The 13,701-nt window shown below is 58.3% G+C and carries 15 protein-coding genes; 11 read left to right on the top strand and 4 right to left on the bottom strand.

Annotated features, from left to right (window positions below; translation table 11 throughout):
- Nucleotides 1-39 precede the first annotated feature (39 nt).
- From IF199_RS24785 to norR, 3 genes are all read right to left on the bottom strand, one after another.
- On the bottom strand, nucleotides 40-498 hold the full coding sequence (locus IF199_RS24785; protein WP_192561003.1) for a GNAT family N-acetyltransferase: 459 nt from the start codon (nucleotides 496-498) through the stop codon (nucleotides 40-42).
- 27 nt (nucleotides 499-525) lie between these two features.
- Nucleotides 526-1,428, bottom strand: a complete 903-nt coding sequence (locus tag IF199_RS24780; RefSeq protein WP_096822815.1) for a chemotaxis protein CheV — start codon at nucleotides 1,426-1,428, stop codon at nucleotides 526-528.
- Nucleotides 1,429-1,554: 126 nt separating this feature from the next.
- Nucleotides 1,555-3,108 carry a nitric oxide reductase transcriptional regulator NorR gene (gene norR, locus IF199_RS24775; protein ID WP_192558945.1) on the bottom strand — a complete coding sequence of 518 codons (1,554 nt, stop codon included), beginning with the start codon at nucleotides 3,106-3,108 and terminating at the stop codon, nucleotides 1,555-1,557.
- A gap of 163 nt (nucleotides 3,109-3,271) precedes the next feature.
- On the opposite strand from norR, the gene hmpA reads away from it, so the two are divergent.
- The 11 genes from hmpA (at nucleotide 3,272) to IF199_RS24720 (ending at nucleotide 12,840) form a co-directional block, all read left to right on the top strand.
- Entirely contained in the window at nucleotides 3,272-4,453 is a 1,182-nt protein-coding gene (gene hmpA, locus IF199_RS24770; protein WP_192558944.1) for an NO-inducible flavohemoprotein, read from the top strand.
- Between the two features lie 157 nt (nucleotides 4,454-4,610).
- A complete protein-coding gene (locus tag IF199_RS24765; protein ID WP_096822812.1) occupies nucleotides 4,611-5,171 on the top strand; it encodes an ester cyclase in 561 nt (186 codons plus the stop codon).
- 25 nt (nucleotides 5,172-5,196) lie between these two features.
- Nucleotides 5,197-5,706: a disulfide bond formation protein B gene (locus IF199_RS24760; RefSeq protein ID WP_025109264.1), complete on the top strand. Its 510-nt coding sequence runs from the start codon at nucleotides 5,197-5,199 to the stop codon at nucleotides 5,704-5,706.
- Nucleotides 5,707-6,529: 823 nt separating this feature from the next.
- Nucleotides 6,530-7,471: a ubiquinol oxidase subunit II gene (cyoA, locus tag IF199_RS24755; RefSeq protein ID WP_096822811.1), complete on the top strand. Its 942-nt coding sequence runs from the start codon at nucleotides 6,530-6,532 to the stop codon at nucleotides 7,469-7,471.
- Between the two features lie 3 nt (nucleotides 7,472-7,474).
- Complete coding sequence (gene cyoB / locus IF199_RS24750) at nucleotides 7,475-9,505, top strand: cytochrome o ubiquinol oxidase subunit I (protein WP_096822810.1); 2,031 nt, start codon at nucleotides 7,475-7,477, stop codon at nucleotides 9,503-9,505.
- 3 nt (nucleotides 9,506-9,508) lie between these two features.
- Nucleotides 9,509-10,135 (top strand): cytochrome o ubiquinol oxidase subunit III, encoded by a 627-nt coding sequence (locus tag IF199_RS24745; protein ID WP_007956720.1) that lies wholly within the window; start codon nucleotides 9,509-9,511, stop codon nucleotides 10,133-10,135.
- On the top strand, nucleotides 10,135-10,470 hold the full coding sequence (cyoD, locus tag IF199_RS24740) for a cytochrome o ubiquinol oxidase subunit IV (protein WP_065261339.1): 336 nt from the start codon (nucleotides 10,135-10,137) through the stop codon (nucleotides 10,468-10,470). Before IF199_RS24745 ends, cyoD begins: the two co-directional genes overlap by 1 nt.
- A 10-nt stretch (nucleotides 10,471-10,480) precedes the next feature.
- Nucleotides 10,481-11,368 (top strand): heme o synthase, encoded by an 888-nt coding sequence (gene cyoE, locus IF199_RS24735; protein ID WP_085668163.1) that lies wholly within the window; start codon nucleotides 10,481-10,483, stop codon nucleotides 11,366-11,368.
- A gap of 125 nt (nucleotides 11,369-11,493) precedes the next feature.
- Nucleotides 11,494-11,838 carry a toxin gene (locus tag IF199_RS24730; RefSeq protein WP_096822808.1) on the top strand — a complete coding sequence of 115 codons (345 nt, stop codon included), beginning with the start codon at nucleotides 11,494-11,496 and terminating at the stop codon, nucleotides 11,836-11,838.
- On the top strand, nucleotides 11,835-12,149 hold the full coding sequence (locus IF199_RS24725) for a helix-turn-helix domain-containing protein (protein ID WP_096822807.1): 315 nt from the start codon (nucleotides 11,835-11,837) through the stop codon (nucleotides 12,147-12,149). Before IF199_RS24730 ends, IF199_RS24725 begins: the two co-directional genes overlap by 4 nt.
- Nucleotides 12,150-12,348: 199 nt before the next feature.
- Nucleotides 12,349-12,840: a RidA family protein gene (locus IF199_RS24720; RefSeq protein WP_085709372.1), complete on the top strand. Its 492-nt coding sequence runs from the start codon at nucleotides 12,349-12,351 to the stop codon at nucleotides 12,838-12,840.
- Between the two features lie 70 nt (nucleotides 12,841-12,910).
- Here IF199_RS24720 and IF199_RS24715 read toward each other — a convergent pair whose 3' ends face one another.
- Nucleotides 12,911-13,615 (bottom strand): hypothetical protein, encoded by a 705-nt coding sequence (locus tag IF199_RS24715; RefSeq protein WP_192558943.1) that lies wholly within the window; start codon nucleotides 13,613-13,615, stop codon nucleotides 12,911-12,913.
- Between the last annotated feature and the right edge of the window lie 86 nt (nucleotides 13,616-13,701).

Here is a 13,701-nt window from a genome sequence, read left to right as displayed (position 1 = left end):
GATCGCCAGGGTTTGAGTATGCCGCAGGATTTTAGTTTGTCAGTCCGGCACCAATTCCCGGCGGACCACATACATTCCGGACGTTTCGTACAAGCTCTGCGCCCGACGGTTGTCTTCCAGTACCTTCAGATCGACAAAGCCTTCGCGCCGATCCCGAAACGCCTTGAACGCATGAAGCAACAACGCCCGGCCTAATCCACGACCTTGAGCGCGGGGATGCACCACCAGATTCTTGATGTAGGAACTGGTCCAGCATTGCGCCACGCCGAGGACGCCGTCTGCATCGCTGGCGATGAAGCACAATGCGGGATCATATTCCGGATCGTTTTCAAACTGCTGTTGCCAGACGTCCAGTGCTGGCACCCGGCCGCCACCTTCGCGGTAACCGATTTGCATCAGTTCATGCACGGCGGGCGCCCGTTCGGCGCTGTAGGTCGTGAGTTCGATGCCATTCGGCCACTCGATGGCCGGCACGTCCTGGCTCAGGTCGCGCCGCATCAGAAAACAGAACGTTTCGCTCAAGGCTCAGTGTCCGTGGGCGGCGACGTGTTTGGCCGCTTCGATCAGGCAGTGGGTCAGTTCTGGCGAGGAGAACTTGGTCAGCACCCCGTTCGCCCCGGCGAGGCGGGCCTTTTCACTGTTCATCGCGCTGTCCAGCGAGGTGTGCAGCAGCACGTAGAGGTGGGCAAAGTCCGGGGTCTCGCGCAGAGTCCGGGTGAAGGCGTAGCCGTCCATCTCGGACATTTCGATGTCGGAGACGATCAGGTTGATCTGCTGCGCCGTGCCTTGCAGGTCCAGCAGGCAGTCGATCGCTTCCTTGGCGCTGCGGGCGGTGTGGCATTGCAGGCCGAGGTTGCGCAGGGTGTGCACCGATTGTTGCAGCGCCACCTGGCTGTCGTCGACCACCAGAATCCGCGCGTTGCCCAGCACTTCGGCGTCTTCCATGCTCAGGTCGGTCGGGGCCATCTCGATTTGCGCCGGGGCGATACTGTGGATGACCTTTTCGATGTCCAGCACCTGCACCAGAGTGCCGTCGACCGAGGTCACCCCGGTGATGTAGGCGCGGGAACCGCCGGAGCCGAACGGCGGCGGTTTGATGTCGGTGGTCAGGCAATGCACGATCTTGCTCACCGCCTGCACGTGCAGGCCCTGTTTCGAACGGCTGACATCGGTGACGATCAGGCAGCCGCCGTTCGGGTCTTCCAGCGGACGCTCGCCGATGGCACGGCTCAGGTCGATCACCGACAGCGAAGCGCCGCGCAGGGTGGCGATGCCTTTGACGTGCGGGTGCGACTCCGGCAGCTTGGTCAGCGGCGGGCAGGGGATGATTTCACTGACTTTCAGCAGGTTGATCGCCATCAGCTTGCCGCTGCGCAAGGTAAACAGCAGAAGCGAAAGTGAATCTGCGCGGGCTTTGTTGGAAGACATAAAAACCTTCTGTGGAAAAAAAGGTGATGGGCGAGGGTGGAAATCGCCGAAAACTATTGATGCCGGGTTATCGACTTGTAACCGGCAGGCTTTAGGGATTCTGGCGCCAATCCGACGGCGGGACTGTCATTTCATCCCCAACCGCTTGGCCATGCGCCCCAGATTCGCCCGGTCCAGCCCCAGTTCACGCGCGGCGCTAGCCCAGTTATCCCGATGACGCTCAAGTGCTGCGCTGATCAACTGCCGCTGATATTGCTCGGTGGCTGCGCGCAGATCCCCGGAAATCAACGGCATCGCGAGGACGGCACTGGCCGGCTCCGGCGAGTTATCCACAACCTCGCGCGGCAGATCGAGATCCATCGCGCTCAGGCTGAGAATCTTCGGCCGCACCTTGCAGTTGCCCAGCGCCTTCAGCGCGCTGCGTCCGATCAGGTGTTCCAGTTCCCGTACGTTGCCCGGCCAAGTGTAGGCAAGCAGCGCTTCTTGCGCGTCGCTGTTCAGGCGCAGGCTGTTGAGGCCCATGCGCGAGCGGTTCTGTTCCAGGAAGTAACCGCTGAGCAGCAGCACATCGCGGCCCCGGTCTCGCAGCGCCGGGACCCGCAACGGGTACACGCTCAGGCGATGATAGAAGTCGGCGCGGTAGCGGCCGCTGCGCACTTCTTCGGCCAGGTCGCGGTTGGTCGCGGCGATCAGGCGCACATCGACCTGGTGTTCCTTGTCCGAACCCAGACGCTGCAACTGGCCGCTCTGCAAAACCCGCAACAGCTTGGCCTGGACGGTCAGCGACAACTCGCCGACTTCATCGAGAAACAGCGTGCCGCCGTTGGCCAGTTCGAACTTGCCGCGCCGGTCGCTGGTGGCGCCGGTGAAGGCGCCGCGCACGTGGCCGAACAGTTCGCTTTCCACCAGGGTGTCCGGCAGGGCCGCGCAGTTGAGGCTGATGATCGGTTTGTCGGCACGCTTGGAAGCGGCGTGGATCGCCTGGGCCACCAGTTCCTTGCCGACCCCGGTTTCCCCGGTGATCAGCACGGTCAGGTCGCTGCCGCCGACCAGATTGATCTCTTCCACCAGCCGTTTGTGGGCCTTGCTCTGGCCGATCATTTCGCGATTCTGCTGGCCGCTGGCCTGGCGATAAACCTCGGCGCGCTGGTGTTCGTCCTCGGCGCGAGTCGCCAGGCGTTCGATGCGTTCGGCGGCGTTGACCGTGGCCGAAGCGAGGCTGGCGAAGGCTTGCAGGGCATCGAGTTCGATCGGTTCGAATCGCTCCGGATCGAGTGCGTCGAGGGTAATCAGTCCCCAGAGTTTTTCATCAACGAACAGCGGGCAACCGAGGCAGTCGTGGACTTCGAGGTGATCGTCGAGGCCATCGACCAGTCCGTCATAAGGGTCGGGCAATTCGCTGTCGGCGGCGAAACGAGTCGGGCCTGCGCCTGCCAGCAGCACTTCAAAGCGCGGGTGTTCGCTGACCTTGAAGCGGCGGCCGAGGGTGTCGGTGCTCAACCCGTCGACAGCCAGCGGCACCAGCCACTCGCCATCGAGGCGCAGCAGTGCGGCGGCATCGCAGGGCAGCAGGGCGCGCATGGCTTCGAGCAGGCGCCGATAGCGCTCGCCTTCGGGCAATTCGCGGGACAGGTCGGAAACCAGTGGGAGCAGGGCGGTCAGCAGGGATTTGGCAGACATGGTCTTGTAGTCAAAGAGACACGTTGTAGTCGAATCGACTATAGATGGGCTTGTGTCGATCTGACTACATAAATTTCAACTTATTGATTTATATGGATAATTTAATTGGCACGATAACTGAAACGGTTAAGGCACTTTTAGAGAAAGCTCAGGAGTCACCCTTATGCTTAGCGTCCAGGATCGTGCCATCGTCAAATCCACTGTGCCTCTGCTGGAAAGCGGCGGTGAAGCGCTGATCACCCATTTCTACCGCATGATGCTCTCCGAGTACCCGGAAGTCCGCCCGCTGTTCAACCAGGCTCACCAGGCCAGCGGTGACCAGCCTCGTGCATTGGCGAATGGCGTGTTGATGTACGCCCGCCATATCGATCAGCTCGACCAGTTGGGCGATCTGGTGGCCAAGATCATCAACAAGCACGTGGCGTTGCAGATTCTGCCGGAACACTACCCGATCGTCGGCACCTGCCTGCTGCGCGCCATCTCCGAAGTGCTCGGCGAAGAAATCGCCACGCCGGAAGTGATGAGTGCCTGGGGCGCTGCTTATGGTCAGTTGGCCGACATCCTGATCGGTGCCGAAACCGCCATTTATGACCAGAAAGAACAAGCCGTCGGCGGCTGGCGCGGGGCGCGGGAGTTCATCGTCGCGGCCAAGGTCGAGGAGAGTGCGGAAATCATTTCGTTCTACTTCGAGCCAGCGGACAAAGGCCCGATCCTCGCGGCCGAGCCGGGGCAGTACATCGGCATGAAGCTGGTGCTCGACGGCGAAGAAATCCGCCGCAATTACTCGCTGTCTGCCCTGGCCAACAAGGGTCAGTACCGCATCAGCGTCAAGCGTGAACCGGGCGGTCGTGCGTCCAATCACCTGCACGATCAACTGCATGTCGGTGCGAGCATCCAACTGTTCCCGCCATCGGGCGAGTTCACTCTGACGGCCAGCGACAAACCGCTGGTGTTGATCAGCGGCGGCGTCGGTATCACCCCGACGCTGGCCATGCTGGAAGCGGCGCTGGAAACTGAGCGTCCGGTGCATTTCATTCACTGCGCGCGCAATGGCAGCGTGCATGCGTTCCGTGACTGGATCGATGGTCTGGCCGAGCGTTATCCGCAGCTCAAGCGCTTCTATTGCTACGCCGAAGATGATGGCGTGAGCCCGGCGGCGGACAAGGTCGGGTTGCTGAGCCAGGAACAACTGGGTGAGTGGCTGCCGGAACAGCGTGATGTGGACGCCTATTTCCTTGGGCCGAAAGGCTTCATGGGGGCGATCAAGCGTCACCTGAAGGCGCTGGGTGTGCCGGAGAAACAGAGCCGTTACGAGTTCTTCGGTCCGGCGGCTGCTCTGGAATAAGCCTGATGAGCGACCCGAGATCCTCGGGTCGCTTTTTTTCGAACCGTTCTGATTCTTAAAAAGTGTTTAAAGGTTAATCGTTTCTTAACCGGTTTATCGTTTATTCCCCGATGCTGATGATAGGCGCTCGTTCGTTTACATGATCAGGATCGCCCCCATGTCGCACTTCGCTTCCTCCCGCCGTTTCAGCCTGGCCACTTTGGGCCTGTCGGTTGCCTTGCTGTCCAGTCCGTTTGCCTTTGCCGAATCCGCGTTGATCCAGCCGCAGACCCTGATCGTCGATCAGAGCCTGCCCAAGGCGCAGCGTGACGCGATGGAACTGGCGGCGCGGCGTTATGGCAGTTTCTGGAACACTGGCGAAGAGGCGTTGGCCACTGCAGCCCTGTCGCCGCAGTTTGTCGACAAGACCCCGCCGGAAGGCCGGGTGCAAGGGCCGACGGGACCGCTGCTGGCGTCGAAGTTCTTTCGCACGGCGGTACCGGACTTGAGCTGCGAGATCGAACAAATGATCGTCGCCGGTGATCGCGTGGTGGTGCATCTGCACTTTCGCGGGCATTTCACCGGTACGTTCAAGGCTCTCAAAGGGCAGGGGCAGCGTGTAGACTTCCGGGCAACCGATATCTATCAGATCGACAACGGTCGCATCGCGGCCAATTGGCATATCGAAGACAACATCAGCCTGATGGCGCAACTGCAAGCGCAGCCGCCGGCCAGCTGAACCATGGACATGAAAGGGAAACGCGATGAGCGAGGAAACGATTCGATTGGGACGTGAGCGGCGCTTTCTGGTGCTGCTGGGCATCATCTGCCTGGCGCTGATCGGCGGCGCGCTGTACATGCAGATCGTGCTGGGCGAGGCGCCATGCCCGCTGTGCATCCTGCAGCGCTATGCCCTGCTGTTGATCGCGCTGTTCGCGTTCATCGGCGCGGCCATGCGCACCCGCCGCAGCATCACCGTGTTCGAAGTGCTGGTGGTGATCTGCGCGATTGCCGGGGCCGGTGTCGCAGGGCATCACGTGTACACCCAGTTCTACCCGGCAGTGAGCTGCGGCATCGATGTACTGCAGCCGATCGTCGATGATTTGCCGCTGGCGAAGATCTTCCCGCTGGGCTTTCAGGTAGACGGTTTCTGCTCGACGCCGTACCCGCCGATCCTCGGTCTGTCGCTGGCGCAATGGGCGCTGGTGGCCTTCGTGCTGGTGGTGATCCTGGTGCCGCTGCTGACTTCGCGTAACCGAAAAGCACTGCGCTGAATCAACTTTTCGGCCCCGGCGCCGATAAAACAAACGCCCCGATTTGCGGTTCTGCAAATCGGGGCGTTTTGCATTTCAGGGTCTTTGTGAAAACACCGTGACGAACGGCAAGGGACGGTGCGACAGGTGTGCGACATGTTGTCACACGCGCTGTGTCGCAGTGCGTTTCACAGGCACGGATTGGTGCGCTGTTACAAAAAAGGATTGGTCTGTTTCAGCGTTTGTCTGTTTTTGCACGCGTGTGCCGGATCAGGCAGTTTTAACAGACGCTGGCACATGGCCAAAAGCCTTGGGGTATCGGGCTTTGCGCGGATCGCGACGTCAGAAAAAGCTTTCGGAGCTGTCTGAACTGAGGCCGATAGACCTACATTTTTTGGTGTTTTTGTTGAGAATCGATTTCGATAACATGCGGAACTTTTGCAAAAATGGTGATGGATTGTTGCTCGAACGGATAAAAATTATTTCGGGATAAGACATGGTGTATAGGGCGCTACCTATCTACAATCGCCCGCACTGAATTCCCGGCACTGTTCAGCCTTTATAAGGAACTGAGCAGGAAGTCGGGTGTCGAGCGGCCGAAAGGCTTGCGAGACACCCAGGTGTCGGTGCCTTCCAACTTTCCGCACCAAATGGAATTGGTCTGTAACAAGGCCTTTGACCACGAATTCGAATAAGAACTGACCGCTGTCCCAGGATTTGTCGAGCGTCTGACGCGCGACGGGCGGCCCTTATTCAATCCAAAGAAAATGCCAACCCTTGGCAGGGTGAAGTGTTGGCGATCAAAACCCAACTGCATTGCGCAAGCTGCTTTAGAGGTCGTGAGATGAGTAAAAACAGGTACCCCAGATTACTAGGCCTAGTGCCGCTGCTCGGCACGTTGTTGCTGGGAGGCTGCAACATGACCTTGCTCAATCCAACGGGCCAGGTCGGCCTGGAACAGCGCAACCTGATCATCACCGCCACGCTGCTGATGCTGTTGGTCGTTGTGCCGGTCATCATCATGACCTTCCTGTTCGCCTGGAAGTACCGCGCCTCCAACCAGAACGCCGTCTACACCCCGAAATGGTCGCACTCGACCAAGATCGAAGTGGCGGTCTGGACCATTCCGGTCCTGATCATCATCGCTCTGGGTTACATCACTTATAAGTCGACCCACGAGCTGGACCCGTATCGTCCGATCGAATCCGACGTCAAGCCTGTGACCATCGAAGTGGTCGCGCTGGACTGGAAGTGGCTGTTCATCTACCCGGAACAAGGCATCGCCACGGTCAACAAGATCGTGTTCCCGGCGCACACCCCGGTCAACTTCCGGATCACTTCCGACGCCGTGATGAACTCGTTCTTCATCCCGGGCCTGGGCGGCCAGATCTACGCGATGGCGGGCATGACCACCAAGCTGCACCTGATCGCTGACCGCAACGCTGAAATGGACGGTATCTCCGCCAACTACAGCGGCGCTGGTTTCACCGGTATGAAATTCAAAGCGATCGCAACTTCTCAGGAAGATTTCGACGCCTGGGTAAGTGAAGTCAAAAAGGCACCTAAACAGCTTGAACCAGCTGAATACGCAGCCCTTGCCAAGCCAAGCCAGAACAATCCAGTCGAGCTCTACTCCTCGGTCACGCCGAACCTGTTCCAGACCATCGTCGACAAGTACGAAGGCATGAAACCGGGCAAGCCGCTGAAGCACGAGAAGAAAGAGAAAGAAGTGGCGGCAACGGATATGGACTCGAATTCGCATTCAGCTGCCGGGGCAGAGGAGTAAACGATGTTTGGTAAATTAAGTTGGGAAGCGATCCCTTTCCACGAGCCGATCGTGATGGTCACCATCTCGATGATCGCGCTCGGTGGTCTGGCGTTGTTCGCTGCAATCACCTACTTCAAGAAGTGGACTTACCTGTGGACCGAGTGGCTGACGTCGGTCGACCACAAGAAAATCGGCGTGATGTACATCATCGTTGCCATGGTCATGCTGCTGCGTGGTTTTGCCGACGCCATCATGATGCGTACCCAGCTGGCCATGGCCACCGAGGGTTCGCCTGGCTACCTGCCACCTGAACACTATGACCAGATCTTCACCGCTCACGGTGTGATCATGATCATCTTCATGGCGATGCCATTCTTCACCGGCCTGATGAACCTTGCAGTGCCGCTGCAGATCGGCGCGCGTGACGTTGCCTTCCCGTTCCTGAACTCCCTGAGCTTCTGGCTGCTGGTGTCCGGCGTTGTGCTGATCAACCTGTCCCTGGGCGTCGGCGAATTTGCCAAGACCGGCTGGGTTGCCTATCCACCGCTGTCGGGTCTGCAATACAGCCCTGGCGTGGGTATGGACTACTACATCTGGGCGCTACAGCTATCCGGTCTGGGTACAACGCTAACGGGGGTTAACTTCCTCGCTACCGTGCTGAAAATGCGTACCCCTGGCATGAAACTGATGGACATGCCGATCTTCACCTGGACCTGCACCTGGGCCAACGTTCTGATCGTGGCTTCGTTCCCGATCCTGACCGCTACCCTGGCACTGCTGACCCTTGACCGTTACATGGATTTCCACATTTTCACCAATGAACTTGGTGGCAATCCAATGATGTACGTCAACCTGTTCTGGGCATGGGGCCACCCTGAGGTTTACATCCTGATCCTGCCGGCCTTCGGCATTTTCTCGGAAGTCATCTCGGCCTTCACCGGCAAGAAACTGTTCGGCCACCACTCGATGATCTACGCTTCGGGCGCGATCTCGGTACTGGGCTTCATGGTTTGGCTGCACCACTTCTTCACCATGGGTTCGGGTGCCAGCGTCAACGCCTTCTTCGGTCTGGCAACGATGCTGATTTCCATCCCGACGGGTGTGAAACTGTTCAACTGGCTGTTCACCATCTACCAGGGCCGTCTGCGCTTCACCAGCCAGGTTCTGTGGACTCTGGGCTTCATGGTGACCTTCGCCATCGGCGGCATGACCGGCGTACTGCTGGCCATCCCGGGTGCTGACTTCGTTCTGCACAACAGCCTGTTCGTGATCGCTCACTTCCACAACGTGATCATCGGCGGCGCGGTATTCGGCTACATCGCAGGCTTCGGCTTCTACTTCCCGAAAGCGTTCGGCTTCAAGCTGCACGAAGGCTGGGGTAAAGCAGCGTTCTGGTTCTGGATCTCGGGCTTCTTCGTCGCGTTCATGCCGCTCTACGCTCTGGGCTTCATGGGCATGACCCGTCGTCTGAACGCCACCACCAACCCTGAGTGGGTACCGTACCTGTACGTTGCCATGTTCGGTGCGGTGATGATCGCTGTCGGTATCGCCTGCCAGCTGATCCAGCTGTACGTATCGGTGCGTGACCGCAACAAGCCAGAAAACATGTGCGAACACGGTGACCCGTGGAATGCCCATACCCTGGAATGGTCGACCTCGTCGCCACCTCCGTTCTACAACTTCGCTGTACTGCCAAAAGCAGACTGCATCGATCCGTTCACCGAGGCCAAGGAAAACGGTACCGCGTACCAGGCTCCAGCCAAGTACGAACCGATCCACATGCCGAACAACACCGCCACTGGCGTGGTGATGGGCGCACTGCTGACCGTGTTCGGTTTCGCGATGATCTGGCACATCTGGTGGTTGGCGATCGCCAGCCTGGCCGGCACTGTCATCTACTTCGTGATCCACGCTGCACGTGACGACCAGGGCTACATGGTTCCGGTTGAAACGATCGAGCGCATCGAAGCCGAGCAGCACAAGCGTCTGGTAGCGGCCGGGAAGATCCCTGCTTCCGCAACCCGTGTTGAAACCAAGTTGGAACAGGCTTAAACAATGTCGAACTTAGTGACCAATGCTGGACACGCTCATGGTCATGACCATGGGCACGATGACCATCACCACGACTCGGGCGAGATGACCGTATACGGTTTCTGGCTCTACCTGATGACCGACTGCATTCTGTTTGCGTCGATCTTCGCGGTGTACGCGGTACTGGTAAACAACGTCGCCGGTGGCCCGTCGGGCCACGACATCTTCGAACTGCCATACGTGCTGGGCGAAACCGCTCTGCTGTTGTTCAGTTCGATCACCTACGGCTTCGCCATGCTGGCGTTGTACAAAGGCAAGAAGCAGCAGGTTCTGGGCTGGTTGTTCATGACCTTCCTGCTCGGCGCAGGCTTCATCGCCATGGAGATCAACGAGTTCCACCTGCTGATCTCCGAGGGCTTCGGTCCTAGCCGTTCGGGCTTCCTGTCGGCGTTCTTCACCCTGGTCGGTACCCACGGTCTGCACGTATCCGCAGGTCTGATCTGGATGGGCATCATGATGTACCAGGTCAACAAGCACGGCCTGACGGCGACCAACAAGACCCGTCTGAGCTGCCTGAGCCTGTTCTGGCACTTCCTGGACGTGGTGTGGATCTGCGTATTCACCGTTGTTTACCTGATGGGGACCCTGTAATGGCTAATGCACACTCCCATGACAGCCATGATGCTGGCCACGGCAGCGTAAAGTCGTACGCCATCGGCTTCATCCTGTCGGTGATCCTGACCGTCATCCCGTTCGGCCTGGTGATGTTCCCGACCTTGCCGAAGTCCACCACGCTGGCAATCGTCCTGCTGTTCGCAGTGATCCAGGTGATCGTTCACCTGTATTACTTCCTGCACCTGGACCGCTCCGTGGCTCAGCGTAACAACGTGATCGCGTTCGTCTTCACGGCCATCGTGATCCTGCTGCTGGTCGGCCTGTCGCTGTGGATCATGTTCAGCATCCACACGTTCATGATGGCGAAGTGAGGTAGACCCGATGTCGCTCAAGCACTTTATCCAAATCACCAAACCGGGGATCATTTTCGGTAACGTGCTTTCTGTGGCAGGCGGGTTCTTCCTGGCCTCGAAAGGGCATGTAGATCTGGCGGTGTTCCTGGCCGCCATGATCGGCACTTCCCTGGTCGTGGCCTCCGGTTGCGTGTTCAACAACTGCATCGACCGTGACATCGACCTGAAGATGGAACGCACCAAGAACCGGGTGCTGGTCCAGGGCTTGATCTCCCTGAAACTGGCCCTGGTCTATGCGACCGTCCTGGGTGTCGCCGGCGTTGCGTTGCTGTACAAGGTGGCCAACCCGTTGGCTGCATTGTTCGCCGTGATCGGCTTCATCATCTACGTCGGTTTCTACAGCCTGTACCTCAAGCGCAAGTCGGTTCACGGCACGCTGGTGGGCAGTCTGTCGGGTGCCATGCCGCCGGTGATCGGTTACGTGGCCGTGACCAACAGCTTCGACATGGCCGCGCTGACCCTGCTGGTGATGTTCAGCCTGTGGCAGATGCCGCATTCCTATGCCATCGCGATCTTCCGCTTCAACGATTACCTGGCCGCATCGATTCCGGTGCTGCCAGTGAAGCGCGGAATCCAGGTGGCCAAGAAGCACATCCTGCTCTACATCCTGGCCTTCCTCGTGGCGACCTTGATGCTGACCTTCAGCGGTTACGCCGGCATGAGCTACCTCGCCGTCGCCGCGGCCATGGGCATGTACTGGTTGTACATGGCCTGGACCGGCTACAAGGCGGTGGATGACACGGTCTGGGCACGCAAGCTGTTCGTGTTCTCGATCTTCACCATCACCGCGTTGAGCGTCATGATGTCCCTGGACTTCAAGGTGCCGACCGAGCTGTTGCTGACGTACGCGCCGTAAGGTTCGAACGCTGTACGAGAAACCCCGTTCATCGAGAGATGAGCGGGGTTTTTTGTTGAGGATTGTTTATCCGCAACGAAAGGTGTTTATTGTCCAGCTATAAGCAATTTGCTTATAGTTTTTGAATGAGAACAATATTCTTTGAAACCACACTGTTCACCGCAAACCTGGGTCATTACCTCACGGACGACGAATATCGTGAGCTACAGACCTACATGCAGAGCAATCCGCATGCAGGCGATGTCATGCCACGAACCGGTGGCTTCCGAAAACTGCGTTGGGCGGATGCTCGTCGTGGTAAAGGCAGGAGAGGCGGCTTGCGAGTTATCTATTATTGGCTTATGAATGATGGCCAGTTTTGGATGTTTGCGATTTATGACAAAGATGAGCTTGAGAATTTGACCGCCGATCAAGAGAGGGCGCTCAAGGGAGCCATAGAGAAAGAGTTGAAAACACGAGGTACCCCATGAAAAAACGCGACCTGTTTGCAGAATTGATGCAGGGCGTTGATGAGATGGCGGCTCAACGCGAAGGAAAAATCACGCTACGTAATACGACACTTGAGGACAAACCAGCCCCCGAAGTCGCTGCTCAGGAAATCGTAGCGTTACGGGAAAAACTGCACATGTCACAGGCAGTTTTTGCCAGACGAATCAGGACAAGTCCAAGCACCCTCAGAAACTGGGAGCAGGAGAAATCAAAGCCCAACGCTCAGGCTGCCTTGCTGATCCGTTTGGTGGAAAAATTCCCTGACATGGTCGAGCGACTGAGCGCTGTTTAAAGTCGTTTCCACGTCTATATAAGGCCCCGCACGTTCAATGTCGTGCGGGGCTTTTTCGTACAAGCAACCACGGGTTGCGGTGTGTCGGTAAAAGCCCTAGATTTGGATCCAACCCTGTCAGTTATAGCGCCACGTGCTGCTCGGCGCTCGACTGTCGTAATCTGCAATTCTTCATGCATCGATCAAGAGGCTGGGCGAAATGACTGAGAGGATGACCTGCGACGAACGCTTCATTGCCCTGGCAAAAGAGCTGAACTACGACATCAATGGCGAGAACACGGTGGGTGGCAATTACGCGCCGCTGGTGCGCCATCACGATGAGCTGTACATCAGTGGCATGGTGCCGCGCACCGAGGGCAAGATTCAGTATCCGGGGCGGGTCGGGCTGGAGCTGACGCTCAAGGATGCGCAGGCCGCAGCGAGCATCAGTGCCATGCGTTGCCTGGCGTTCATCGTCGATGCAGTCGGTTCGCTGGACAAGGTCAGGGCGTTGTTGCGGGTCACGGTCTATGTGAAGTCGACCCCGGACTTCGTCGACCTGAGCGAAGTGGCCAACGGTGCATCCGACGTTTTCAGTTATGTGTTGGGTGATGCTGGCCGCCATACGCGTACAACTGTCGGCGTCTATCAGTTGCCGAAAAACGCCGCCATCGAAGTCGACATGATCGCAGCGGTGCATCCTTCGGCGTAATCGCTGAAAGCCGCACAACAAAAAGCCCCGCCTGAAATTCAGAGCGGGGCTTTTTTCGTCAGCGCTGCGCTTATTGGGCGGTGATGCTGTAACCGTCGAATGCGGTCTGCTGTTGCAGCGCGGTGATGATGTTCTTACGGTTGATCGCGTGCTCAGCGCCGGCGTTGTCGACGAAGGTCTCGCCTTCGAGCTCGGCTTCTTCGCCTTCACCGACGAAGGTGAAACCGAGGAATTCCAGCGCTTCACGATCCACGCTCAGGCGCGAACGCGGCGTGCGCATTGGCAGGGTCACGCTGATGCCGTCCTTGCTGATGCTGAACACTTCGACGTCTTTCTTGGCGCGCGCGGCTTTGCTCTTGCCGCCGCTCGGATTGCTGATCGCCTGATGGGTCTGGTTCAGTACCTTGAGGGCCAGGCCGTAGACGATTTCCTGGAACGCCGGGTCGTCCTTGAAGCTGGACAGGATGCGGCTGATCGGGAATTTGCTGCTCAGGTCTTCAAGCGCAGCAATGTCGGCGGCTTCGGCATCTTTCAGGCGCTTGAGTTCACCCATCAGCTCGTAGGCCTGGTCGTCATCGAAGCGGTCGTGGGCCTGGCGGATCGCAGCGCGCAGCTCGCGGATCTGGTCGCTTTCGCGGCTCGACTGGAACGCGTCCAGCACCATCTCGCTGATGATCTTCGCCTGTGGGATGTGTTGTGAAAGATTGATGGAGTTTTCGTATTCCGCTTTGGACGACAGGGTGACTACGGATTCAGCGGTGTTGAAATCGGACATTGAAATTTCACTACTTTTTTAACTTGAGATGAGACGAGAAAGCTCGGGGGGCTTTTTCAGGCCGACTAATTTAGGGGAGCGGGACG

Source organism: Pseudomonas allokribbensis (genome assembly GCF_014863605.1).
Classification (GTDB): Bacteria; Pseudomonadota; Gammaproteobacteria; order Pseudomonadales; family Pseudomonadaceae; genus Aquipseudomonas; species Aquipseudomonas allokribbensis.
This window is presented reverse-complemented; position numbering and strand designations above follow the sequence as displayed.